The sequence below is a fragment of the Enterobacter sp. SORGH_AS_0287 genome, assembly GCF_031453695.1.
Lineage (GTDB): Bacteria > Pseudomonadota > Gammaproteobacteria > Enterobacterales > Enterobacteriaceae > Enterobacter > Enterobacter ludwigii.
The window spans coordinates 4,278,846-4,290,596 of sequence record NZ_JAVIZW010000001.1 but is presented as its reverse complement, the minus strand read 5'-3'; the positions used below and the strand labels follow the sequence as shown (position 1 = coordinate 4,290,596).

General features: G+C 56.8%; 10 protein-coding genes and 1 riboswitch. Of the genes, 5 read left to right on the top strand and 5 right to left on the bottom strand.

Annotation, left to right across the window (positions count from 1 at the left end; genetic code table 11):
* Positions 1–65: 65 nt before the first annotated feature.
* On the top strand, positions 66–731 hold the full coding sequence (locus QE396_RS20480; protein WP_014171645.1) for a DUF1190 family protein: 666 nt from the start codon (positions 66–68) through the stop codon (positions 729–731).
* Positions 732–733: 2 nt separating this feature from the next.
* Positions 734–1,894 (top strand): glutathionylspermidine synthase family protein, encoded by a 1,161-nt coding sequence (locus tag QE396_RS20475; RefSeq protein WP_014171646.1) that lies wholly within the window; start codon positions 734–736, stop codon positions 1,892–1,894.
* Between the two features lie 69 nt (positions 1,895–1,963).
* Here the strand turns inward: QE396_RS20475 and ygiD are convergent, their stop codons facing one another.
* Positions 1,964–2,752 (bottom strand): 4,5-DOPA dioxygenase extradiol, encoded by a 789-nt coding sequence (gene ygiD / locus QE396_RS20470; RefSeq protein WP_020883636.1) that lies wholly within the window; start codon positions 2,750–2,752, stop codon positions 1,964–1,966.
* A gap of 196 nt (positions 2,753–2,948) precedes the next feature.
* Between ygiD and zupT the strand changes: the two genes are divergently transcribed.
* Positions 2,949–3,722 carry a zinc transporter ZupT gene (zupT, locus tag QE396_RS20465; RefSeq protein ID WP_020883635.1) on the top strand — a complete coding sequence of 258 codons (774 nt, stop codon included), beginning with the start codon at positions 2,949–2,951 and terminating at the stop codon, positions 3,720–3,722.
* Between the two features lie 67 nt (positions 3,723–3,789).
* Here zupT and ribB read toward each other — a convergent pair whose 3' ends face one another.
* Positions 3,790–4,443 carry a 3,4-dihydroxy-2-butanone-4-phosphate synthase gene (ribB, locus tag QE396_RS20460; RefSeq protein WP_014171649.1) on the bottom strand — a complete coding sequence of 218 codons (654 nt, stop codon included), beginning with the start codon at positions 4,441–4,443 and terminating at the stop codon, positions 3,790–3,792.
* A gap of 105 nt (positions 4,444–4,548) precedes the next feature.
* A riboswitch (FMN riboswitch) is annotated at positions 4,549–4,699 on the bottom strand.
* Positions 4,700–4,816: 117 nt separating this feature from the next.
* Between ribB and ubiK the strand changes: the two genes are divergently transcribed.
* On the top strand, positions 4,817–5,113 hold the full coding sequence (ubiK, locus tag QE396_RS20455) for a ubiquinone biosynthesis accessory factor UbiK (protein WP_020883634.1): 297 nt from the start codon (positions 4,817–4,819) through the stop codon (positions 5,111–5,113).
* Positions 5,114–5,222: 109 nt separating this feature from the next.
* On the opposite strand, the gene hldE is transcribed toward ubiK, so the two are convergent.
* The 3 genes from hldE to QE396_RS20440 are packed head-to-tail and all read right to left on the bottom strand — an operon-like array spanning position 5,223 to position 10,871.
* Positions 5,223–6,653 carry a bifunctional D-glycero-beta-D-manno-heptose-7-phosphate kinase/D-glycero-beta-D-manno-heptose 1-phosphate adenylyltransferase HldE gene (hldE, locus tag QE396_RS20450; protein ID WP_020883633.1) on the bottom strand — a complete coding sequence of 477 codons (1,431 nt, stop codon included), beginning with the start codon at positions 6,651–6,653 and terminating at the stop codon, positions 5,223–5,225.
* A 40-nt stretch (positions 6,654–6,693) separates the two neighbouring features.
* Positions 6,694–9,552, bottom strand: coding sequence for a bifunctional [glutamate--ammonia ligase]-adenylyl-L-tyrosine phosphorylase/[glutamate--ammonia-ligase] adenylyltransferase (gene glnE, locus QE396_RS20445; protein WP_088202977.1), 2,859 nt, complete (start codon positions 9,550–9,552; stop codon positions 6,694–6,696).
* A 17-nt stretch (positions 9,553–9,569) separates the two neighbouring features.
* Positions 9,570–10,871, bottom strand: a complete 1,302-nt coding sequence (locus tag QE396_RS20440; RefSeq protein WP_020883631.1) for an inorganic triphosphatase — start codon at positions 10,869–10,871, stop codon at positions 9,570–9,572.
* Between the two features lie 229 nt (positions 10,872–11,100).
* On the opposite strand from QE396_RS20440, the gene QE396_RS20435 reads away from it, so the two are divergent.
* Positions 11,101–11,721, top strand: a complete 621-nt coding sequence (locus tag QE396_RS20435; protein ID WP_025203004.1) for a TIGR04211 family SH3 domain-containing protein — start codon at positions 11,101–11,103, stop codon at positions 11,719–11,721.
* The last annotated feature ends 30 nt before the right edge of the window (positions 11,722–11,751 follow it).

Here is an 11,751-nt window from a genome sequence, read left to right as displayed (position 1 = left end):
GCTTCATTTTCAACCACTCATCCTCTATCCTGAGCGTTATTACCACTGGGTCCAGGAAGACAACGATGAAACGGACAAAATCTATCAATCACGCTTCGTTCCGCAAAAGCTGGAACGCGCGTCATCTCACCCCTGTTGCGCTGGCCGTCACGGCTGTCTTTATGCTTGCAGGCTGTGAGAAAAGCGATGAAACAGTTTCGCTTTATCAAAACGCGGACGACTGTTCTGCTGCAACCGGCAACGCCGCAGAGTGTAAAACGGCGTATACCAACGCCCTGAAAGAGGCGGAACGTACGGCTCCGAAATATGCTTCACGTGAAGACTGCGTAGCAGAGTTCGGTGAAGGTCAGTGTCAGCAGGCACCGGCTCAGGCAGGCACGGCCCCTGAAAACCAGGCACAGGCCCAGTCCAGCGGCAGTTTCTGGATGCCGCTGATGGCAGGTTACATGATGGGCCGCCTGATGAGTGGCGGTGCGGGTTACCAGCAGCAGCCGCTGTTTAGCTCGAAAAACCCGGCCAGCCCGGCTTATGGTCAATATACCGATGCCAGCGGCAAAGGCTATGGCGCAGCCACCCCTGGCCGCTCCGTAACCGTACCGAAAACGGCGATGGCTCCGAAACCCGCGACCACCAGCACCATTACCCGTGGCGGGTTCGGTGAGTCTGTGGCGAAACAGACCAGCATGCAGCGTAGCGCGTCAGGCACGTCCACTCGCTCAATGGGCGGCTGATCATGGAACGAGTCAGTATCACCGAGCGCCCGGACTGGCGCGAAAAAGCGACCGAATACGGTTTTAACTTCCACACCATGTACGGCGAGCCATACTGGTGTGAAGACGCTTACTACAAGCTCACGCTTGCCCAGGTTGAGAAACTGGAAGAGGTGACCGCCGAGCTGCACCAGATGTGCCTGAAAGTGGTGGATAAAGTCATCGACAGCGACGCGCTGATGGCGAAGTTCCGCATTCCGAAGCACACCTGGAGTTTCGTCCGCCAGTCGTGGAAAACCCACCAGCCTTCGCTTTACTCACGTCTGGATCTGGCGTGGGACGGCGTGGGCGATCCTAAGCTTCTGGAAAACAATGCTGATACGCCAACCTCGCTGTACGAAGCGGCGTTCTTCCAGTGGATCTGGCTGGAAGACCAGGCCAATGCCGGCAACCTGCCGCAAGGCAGCGACCAGTTCAACAGCCTGCAGGAAAAGCTGATTGAGCGTTTCGCCGAACTGCGCGAACAGCATGGTTTTAATCTGCTGCACCTTGCCTGCTGCCGCGACACGGAAGAAGACCGTGGCACGGTGCAATATCTGCAGGACTGCGCGGCCGAAGCTGAAGTGGCGACCGAGTTCCTCTATATCGAAGATATCGGCCTGGGTGAGAAGGGTCAGTTTACTGACCTGCAGGATCAGGTGATAAGCAACCTGTTCAAGCTCTACCCGTGGGAATACATGCTGCGTGAAATGTTCTCCACCAAGCTGGAAGACGCCGGCGTGCGCTGGCTGGAGCCGGCGTGGAAGAGCATTATCTCCAACAAAGCCCTGCTGCCGATGCTGTGGGAGATGTTCCCGAACCATCCGAACCTGCTGCCGGCTTACTTTGCGGAAGACGATCACCCGCCGATGGAGAAATACGTCGTTAAACCGATCTTCTCCCGCGAAGGGGCGAACGTGTCGATTATTGAAAATGGCAAAACGCTGGAAGCCGTTGAAGGGCCTTATGGCGAGGAAGGAATGATCGTCCAGGCGTTTTATCAACTGCCGAAGTTTGGTGACAGCTATACCCTGATTGGCAGCTGGCTCATCAACGATCAGCCCGCCGGGATTGGCATCCGCGAAGATCGCGCGCTGATCACGCAGGATCTGTCACGGTTCTATCCGCACATTTTCGTCGAGTGATCGGGTGTGCCGGGGTGCGAGTGGAAGCCCTCACCCCGGCCCTTTCTCTTTGGGAAAGGCACGCATACGTTATCCAATCTGCACCGACAACATACTTAAGCTTCCCATCTCAATGCCATCGACCGGTATGCTGATCGGCTCCTGACCATCCCACGCGCCCAGTACATACAGCAACGGCAGGAAGTGTTCCGGCGTCGGGTTAGAGAGTGAACCGCCTTCGTGATCCAGATAGTTCACCAGCGGATGCTCCTCAACCGGCCCTTGCCAGGTCAGATTTGCTTTCACGTAATCGTTAAAAGATGTCGCCCACGGGTATGGCGTGTTCTCACCGTGCCAGCGCGCTGTACGCAGGTTGTGTACCACGTTGCCGCTTGCGATCAGCATGATACCCTCGTCGCGTAAGGTCGCCAGTTTTCGCCCCATCTCCAGGTGCCAGGCCGCCGGTTTAGTGCTGTCGATACTCAACTGCACCATTGGGATGTCCGCCTCGGGATACATCTTTATCAGTACGCCCCACGAGCCATGGTCAAAGCCCCAGGCTTCGTTATCCAGCGCCACAGGCACAGGCGCGAGTAATTCCACCAGCTGTCGGGCCAGCGCTGGCGAGCCGGGTGCCGGATAGTGCGTGTCGTACAACGCCTGCGGGAAGCCGCCGAAATCATGAATGGTTTTTGGCGTTTCCATTGCGGTCACGCCCGTGCCCCGGGTAAACCAGTGCGCAGACACCACCACAATCGCTTTCGGACGCGGTAGCGTCTCGCCCAGATGACGCCATACTCGGGTATAGACGTTGTCTTCCAGAACGTTCATTGGGCTACCGTGGCCTAAAAACAGTGCTGGCATACGGGAAGAAGTCATGGTGATATCCTTACAGAAGGTGTCAATTTAATGGTTCTACATTACGCGCAATCTCGCCCGGATGAACGCTGATAAGCGTGAAGATCATCATCAGGAAATTTGAATGTAAGGAATGTGTAAAGCAGGGTTTCGCCTCTCGCTTTGACCGAAATGAACCATTAATATTAATGATAATCATTATCATAAGGAGCAATGCATGTCAGTCCCCTTGATCCTGACTATACTGGCGGGCGCCGCAACGTTCATCGGTGCCATTCTCGGTGTGCTTGGTCAAAAGCCGTCTAACCGCGTGCTGGCCTTCTCATTGGGCTTTGCTGCCGGGATCATGCTGCTCATCTCTCTGATGGAGATGCTCCCTGCCGCACTGGGCACCGAAGGCATGTCTCCGGTGCTGGGGTATGGCATGTTTGTATTCGGCCTGCTTGGCTACTTTGCCCTCGACCGCATGCTGCCGCACGCGCATCCGCAGGATTTAATGCAAAAAAGCGTGACCCCGATACCGCGCAATATTAAGCGCACGGCCATTCTGTTAACGCTCGGCATAAGCCTGCACAACTTCCCGGAAGGCGTGGCAACCTATGTCACCGCCAGCAGCAATCTGGAGATGGGCTTTGGTATCGCCCTGGCGGTAGCTTTGCACAATATTCCTGAAGGACTGGCGGTGGCCGGGCCGGTTTATGCCGCCACGGGCTCGAAACGGACCGCGGTCTTCTGGGCGGGGATCTCGGGGATGGCCGAAATTCTCGGCGGCGTGCTGGCGTGGTTGATTCTGGGCAGCCTGGTCTCGCCTGTGGTGATGGCCGCTATCATGGCCGCCGTGGCCGGGATAATGGTGGCGCTCTCCGTGGATGAGCTGATGCCGCTGGCGAAAGAGATCGATCCGAATAATAACCCGAGCTATGGCGTGCTGTGCGGCATGTCGGTGATGGGCTTGAGCCTGGTGCTGCTGCAAACGGCAGGGATCGGCTAAAACAATCGCGCATTAACGTCTCACAACAAAAAAGCCGGGTTTCCCCGGCTTTTTCACATCAGCCCTTTCAGCTGGCTTTGCGCGCGTGCGCCTGGCGATACTCCACCAGATCTTCAATCGTCACCACGGGCATATTATGCAGACGGGCAAAGGTGATGCACTCCGGCGCACGTGCCATGGTGCCATCGTCGTTGGTGAGTTCACACAGTACGCCCGCAGGTTTAAAGCCTGCCAGGGTCACGAGGTCAATGGTCGCTTCGGTGTGACCGCCACGGGTCAATACACCGCCAGCCTGCGCACGCAACGGGAAGACGTGGCCTGGACGATGCAGGTCTGATGGCTTCGCATCATCGGCAATCGCGGCACGTACGGTGGTCAGACGGTCAGCCGCCGACACGCCGGTGGTCACGCCATGTGCCGCTTCGATGGTCACGGTAAAACCGGTTCCAAAGGCGCTGGTGTTGTTTTCAACCATCATGGGCAGGTCGAGCTGCTTACGACGGTCTTCGTTGATACACAGGCACACGATGCCGCTACCGTGACGGATGGTCAGCGCCATCTGCTCAACGGTCATGTTTTCGGCGGCGAAAATCATGTCGCCTTCATTTTCACGGTTTTCATCGTCAAGCACCATCACGCCGCGGCCTTCGCGCAGTGCATCCAGTGCATGTTCAACACGTTCAATAGAAGTGCCAAAAGAGGAAAGTAGCGTCTGATTCATGGTAAAAAAACCTCATTAACATTATGGTTACCAGAATCAGGGCAGTCTTAGGAGCGCCGTATTAGCGGCAAAAAGATAACGTGAGCGGGCCAGGCCCGACTTGATCGTTACTCTCTCCCATCCGGACTCTAACCGTCGGCCCCGGAATTACACCGGATCTGCTGTCCTTTGAGTGGTGACTCAAAGCGCTCGCGGGCTTTCAGCGTTACGCTGATTTACCGCCGGTGGGGAATTTCGCCCCGCCCTGAGAATAAACGAGATAACTATAACGCGATTGATTACCCTGGGCAATGCGCAGACATAAAATCTCCTTTATCCTGGGGCATGACGCGCTACAATGTTCATTAACACCGTCTTATCAAGGGAAGCCACAATGATTGACCCGAAGAAAATTGAGCAAATTGCGCGTCAGGTTCATGAGTCTATGCCAAAAGGTATTCGTGAGTTTGGAGATGACGTAGAGAAGAAAATCCGCCAGACGCTGCAGGCGCAGTTGGTTCGCCTTGATTTAGTCAGCCGCGAAGAGTTTGACGTGCAGACGCAGGTTCTGCTGCGTACCCGCGAGAAGCTGGCCCTGCTGGAGCAGCGTCTGAACGAGCTGGAAAACCGCAATACGCCAGCGGAAGTAAAACCGGCACCGGCCATTCCACCGGTTGATGAAGCAGAATAACAGCCGCGTATAACGGGCTGTTTGCGAAGATACCCTCTCCTGCAAAGAGAGGGTGAAAAAAAACGGGCCAGATGGCCCGTTTTTTATTGGCTGACTTTATTTGCTGACTTTATTTGCTGTCTTTCTGGATCTTCTTGATGATGTTGGTGGTTGAGCACCCGTCCTCAAAGTTGAGCACCATCACTTCACCACCATTAGCCCAGACCTCTTCGCTGCCTGCGATTTGATCCGGTTTGTAATCGCCGCCTTTCACCAGCAGATCCGGCAAAATACCGGCAATCAGGCGCTGCGGGGTATCTTCTTCAAACGACACCACCCAGTCCACCGCTTCCAGCGCACCCAGCACGATCATGCGCTGCTCCAGCGGGTTCACCGGACGCGTTTCACCTTTAAGACGTTTCGTCGACGCATCGCTGTTCACCGCCACAATCAGACGGTCGCCCAGCTTACGCGCATTGGCCAGATAAGAGACATGACCGGCATGCAGGATGTCGAACACGCCGTTGGTCATCACCACTTTTTCACCGCGTTTACGGGCGGCGGCAACGGCCACTTTCAGCTCATCTTCGCTCATCACGCCAAAACCGGTATCGGCACGACCGCGCACCGCGTTTTCCAGTTCGATCGGCGAAACGGTGGAAGTCCCCAGCTTGCCGACGACCACGCCTGCCGCAGCATTAGCGAAGTAGCACGCTTCTTCCAGAGAGTTCCCTGCCGCCAGCGTCGCCGCCAGAACGCCAATGACCGTGTCGCCGGCACCGGTCACGTCATACACTTCCTGCGCCTGGGTCGGCATATGCAGCGGCGCTTTGCCAGGCTGCAGCAGCGTCATCCCCTGCTCGGAGCGGGTCACCAGCAGTGCGGAGAGTTCGAAGTCAGCAATGATCTTCATGCCGCGCTCAACGAGCTCTTCTTCCGTCTTACATTTGCCCGCCACCGCTTCAAACTCAGAGAGGTTTGGCGTCAGCAGCGTTGCGCCGCGATAGCGCTCAAAGTCAGTACCTTTCGGGTCGATCAGCACGGGCACATTGGCTTTACGCGCGAGCTGAATCATCTGCTGTACGCTTGCCAGCGCACCTTTGGCGTAGTCGGACAGCACCAGCGCGCCGATAGTGCTCAGCGCCTGGTTAATGCGCTCGTGCAGCGGCTCAGGATCAACGCCCTCAAAGCCTTCCTCAAAGTCGAGGCGGATCAGCTGCTGGTTACGCGACAGAACGCGCAGTTTGGTGATCGTCGGGTGTGTCGGAACCGAAACGAAGTCGCACTTCACGTTCACGTCCGCCAGCGACTTGCTCAGCGCACGCGCCGCATCGTCAATGCCGGTTAAGCCAACCAGACGCGACTGCGCGCCCAAAGAGGCAATGTTCATCGCCACGTTTGCCGCGCCGCCAGGACGCTCTTCAATGGTGTCGACCTTAACTACCGGTACCGGTGCTTCCGGAGAGATGCGGCTGGTCGGCCCGTACCAGTAGCGATCCAGCATGACATCCCCGACAACCATAACTCCAGCACGTTCAAACTCTGGCAGTGTTACTTTCATTCCTGACTCCAGAAAGATTCACAATTTGCGCGCGATAATATCACACTTGTTTTGTTACGCACGGTTCCACCAGCCACTTCTGCCAGCTGGCGGTGACCTGCGCGCGTTCAGTGGCGAAACAGTCCAGCGCGACGTGGCCAGGCTGCTCCTGTAAGGCCAGGTGGTGCAGCTCGTCGCGCAGCGTGGTATAGGCGCGCGTTAAGGCCTGCGCCTCCTGCTCATCCATAATGTCGTTTTGCGCCAGCAGTTCCAGAATACGCACATTATCAGACCAGCGGGTCAGCTTCGGTTTAGCGTGCGCATGGCGTAGCACCAGATATTGCGTAATAAATTCAATATCGGTAATGCCGCCCTCATCCGCTTTAATATCAAAGCGATCGCGATGCTTATTGCCCAGGTGCGCGCGCATTTTCTCGCGCATCTCACGCACCTCGGTCTGCAGCGTGCTGCCGTCACGCGGGGTTGTCATAATCTCCCGACGAATGGCATCAAACTGCGTTTTCAGCGACGGATCGCCGTACACCACGCGGGCTCGCACCAGCGCCTGATGTTCCCACGTCCAGGCTTCATTCTTCTGGTACTCAGCGAAGGACTCCGTTGAGGTCACCAGCATGCCGGCCGCGCCGGAAGGACGCAGACGCGCATCCACTTCATATAAAATGCCGGATGACGTGCGGGTGCTGAACAGATGCATAATACGCTGGGCCAGACGCAGGTAGAACTGACGCCCGTCGATTTCACGCTCGCCGTCGGTCATGACGTCTGCCGGGCAGTCATGCAGGAAGATTAAATCGAGATCCGAGCTGTACCCCAGTTCCCATCCGCCGAGCTTACCGTAACCCACAACGGCAAAACCGCGGCCTTCGCGGTCAGCAAGGTGTTTCGGCTGGCCGTAGCGCGCCACCATCTGAATCCATGCCTGATGCACCACCGCATCAATGATCGCTTCTGCAAGCCAGGTTAAGTGATCGCTCACTTTCATCACTGGCAGCGTTCCGGCGATATCTGCCGCCGCCACGCGCAGCATTTGCGCCTGCTTGAACTGACGCAGCGCCTCCAGCTGTTGCTCTTCGTCCTCTTCCGGTACGCGCAGCAGATACTGACGCAGCTCGTCACGGTAGGCGTCCGTTGCCGTCGGCTGGTAGAGCGTATTGGGATCGAGCAGCTCATCCAGCAGCAGCGGATACCGCGCCAGCTTGTTGGCCACCATCGGCGAGGCGGCGCAAAGCGTAATCAGATGCTTGAGCGCGCCCGGGAACTCGCTCAGCAACTCAAGATAGGTCGTACGGGTGATGATCCCGCTCAGCAGCGGCATCATGCGCGACAGCGGGACCGGCGCATCCGCACGCGAGCAGACGTTGCTCAGCAGGTGCGGCATCAGATGATCCAGCACCTGACGACCGCGCGGACCAATGGCCCGTTTATTCAGTTCGAGACGGAAATCAGCAATTAAAGCCACCACACGATGGCGATCGTCGTCGCTCAGGTGCGCCAGCACCGGCGTGGTGTCATCTTCCTGCAGCGCGTCCTGCCACAATTCGCGCCAGTGTTCAGAGAGCGTATCGTCCTGCGATTCGCTTTCATCGTCACCAATCAGCGCGTTAAAGACACGCCGCACGCCGGCCATATGCGCATCCAGTTGCCCGGTCAACGTTGACCAGTCGTCGACGTGCATCCCCCAGGCCAGCCGCGCCCGGTTCAGATCATCGCCTGGCAAAGTCTGGGTCTGCTCGTCATTGATGCTTTGCAGCAGGTTTTCCAGGCGACGCAGGAACAGATAGGCCTCACGCAGGATCTGCGCGTCGCCTTCCGGCAGCAGATGCAGTTGCTCTATGGCTGACAGCGTCGGCAGCAGCGAACGGGATTGCAGTGAGGGCTCACGTCCGCCGCGGATCAGCTGGAAGACCTGAACGATAAATTCAATTTCGCGAATGCCGCCCGCGCCGAGCTTGATGTTGTCCTTCAGACCCCGGCGACGCACTTCACGGGCGATCATTCCTTTCATGTTGCGCAGCGACTGAATAACGCTAAAGTCGATATAGCGACGGAATACGAACGGGCGCAGCATGGCGCGCAGCTCGTTGGCGTAGGCATCGTCGCTGTCTCCCATGATCCGCGCTTTGACCATCGCGTAACGCTCCCAGTCGCGCCCCTGCTCCTGGTAATAATCTTCCAGTGCCGCAAAGCTCAGCACCAGCGGACCGCTGTCGCCAAACGGGCGCAGACGCATATCCACGCGATAGACAAAACCATCCTGGGTAGGTTGATCCAGCGCTTTAATCAGACGTTGCCCGAGACGGGTAAAGAACTGCGCATTGTCCAGTTCACGGCGGCCCCCACGTGTGGAGCCGTTCTCCGGCCAGGCAAAAATCAGGTCGATATCCGAGGAGAAATTCAGTTCGCAGCCCCCGAGCTTGCCCATGCCCAGAATCAAGAGTGGCTGAGGAACCCCATCCTCATTGCACGGCGTGCCCCACTCTTTACAACAGGCGGCATAGAGCCAGTCCCGTGCGGCAACAATCAGCGTCTGTGCCAGCTCGCTCAGCTGCTGCAGGGTACTTTCTTCGCTGACCAGTTCCAGCGCCTGAGCCCAGGCAATACGCACCATCACCCGGCGGCGGAACTGGCGCAGGACGCGCATCAGTGTCGCTTCATCCGCGACCTCTTCAAGTGCGGTTTGCAACCAGCCCGCATAATGCCGCCACTCGTCTGCCTGCGGCGGGGTGCTCTCAAGCGCCTCCAGCCAGTCCGGGTAAGCGGTGATACTTTCCTGCACAAAATCACTGAAGGTGAGCACGCTCCTGGCCTGCTCGCTTAACGATGACGCCGGTAATGACTCAGGCAGACGTTCGCAAACGGTCTGCCACTGCTGCTGTAACTGCGAAGAAAGCGGCATTATAGGGTTCCTTGCCAGAGTTAACGTTTTCCGCTGTGCAGCCAGAACGGCTCCTGCGAAATGGCTTCATTGCGGAAATGCTCAATCTCAATGTGCTGACGGGTTTCGATAGCATGCTTCAGCCCCTGCCAGTTCTCCAGCCAGGCCTGCGCTTTAGGGCCGTCATAGGCACCCGACAGCAGCAGCATGCTGTCGATATTGCGCGACAGGCGGATCAGCTGATCGCCATACTGGTCTCCCAGCGGATACGCAAAGGTGGTTTTAAGCTCCGCCGCGTGGCGTGAAAGATGGATATCCGCGAAACGTTTGAAGTTATCTTCAATTTTGGCCTGCGCTTTTGCATCCAGGAAGGCACGCCAGCTACGCGTCACCAGAAATTCGGTCAGCGCCAGCCTGGCGGCGGCGTTTTGCGGGCTGTAGAGCGCCGTTTGTGCGGATACGTCAGAGAGCAGCAGCGCTTCGGTCTGGGTCAGCAGGTCACGTAAGTGAGCGCTCGCTTTACGAGGTACGATGCCGCCGAACAGCGCCAGGGTATGACGCACAAGGCTCATCGCCGCTAACACGTGCGCTTTTGCGTTTTTCACATTACGCACCCACAGCTCTTCATGATATAGCCACTGTGAGAGCGCCAGCTCCAGTGCCGCCTCCATGCCCTGCTCAACGCTGGCTTTCGGTGGCACGTGCAAAATAGTCGTCTCTTTCAGCAGGCGCGGCGCATTCCCGGCGGCCAGATGATACCCCCGCGCCGCTTTGCTCAGGCTGCCCTGACGCAGGCCCGGCTGACTTACCAGCTTACGCGCCAGCTTCAGTACGTCCTGGACTTCACCTTCCAGCAGTTCAAGCTCCAGCTCGCAAATCGGCTCCTGAAGCTCACCCGCTTTTACCTCACCCTGATCGAGGGCGATTTCAATGCGGCTTTTCCCTTCCGTTACCAGCCATTTTTCACGCCAGAAATCGGTGCTAAACAGCGGTTTCACCTCAGCGGATAAGGTTTCTGGCAGCACGCCGTCCGGCCAGACTTCTGCCGGGAAACGATCCAGCTCAAGTTCTGGCTGATTGATGTCGAAATTGTATTCAGGGCGCTGATGCAAACCGCCGAGCACGCGGCCAGCGATTTTCATCGTCATCTCGTAGCGCCCGTTCGCGCCACGGATGCGCAGCCCCATATCATGGCGGCGCAGCCAGTTGTCTGACGTTTCGTAATAGATATTAAGCAGTTGTACCGGTTCATGGTGTTCGCCGGAAAGGGTCTGCAGATGCTGACGGAGTGCGTCAACGCTGTCTTTTTCGACGATAAATTTTAATTCGATTTCTTGAGCCATAGCCTTGTACTTTTGCAGGCGTCACAGACGCGTCAATGAGGGCGAACTTCCTCGCCATTTGTTTGTCAGTACATAGTATTTTGCGCCAAATTGCCACGCAATGAGCAATTTGACGGGCGTAAATGTTTAGGGTCGTGACACAGATGATTCTGATTGCTGACGAATGCTTTGCGTAGAGACACTGTTGCCACTACTATCGTTCCACTATTTATGAAAATAACGACTAATGATGCTTAAATTACGCCTGATTGGACTTACTTTCCTCGCTTTTAGCGCCGCAACCGCAGTGCACGCTGAAGAGAAGCGTTACGTTTCTGACGAACTGAACACCTGGGTACGCAGTGGCCCTGGAGATAATTATCGCCTCGTGGGTACGGTCAATGCCGGCGAGGAAGTGACGCTGTTACAGACCAACGCGGAGACCAATTATGGTCAGGTTCGCGACAGTACCGGCCGCACGTCCTGGATCCCACTGAAAGAGCTGAGTGCGGTGCCAAGCCTGCGCACCCGCGTGCCGGATCTGGAAAATCAGGTGAAAACGCTGACCGACAAGCTGAACAATATCGACGGTACCTGGAACCAGCGCACCGCGGAAATGCAGCAGAAAGTGGCCCAGAGCGACAGCGTGATTAACGGTCTGAAAGACGAGAATCAGAAACTGAAAAACGAGCTGATTGTCGCGCAGAAGAAGGTGAACGCCGCCAATCTGCAACTTGATGACAAACAACGTACCATCATCATGCAGTGGTTTATGTACGGTGGCGGTGTGCTGGGCGTTGGCCTGGTGCTGGGTCTGGTGCTTCCTCACCTGATCCCAAGCCGTAAGCGTAAAGACCGCTGGATGAACTAATTCGTCTTCTCTGCCAGACTTACGTATTAT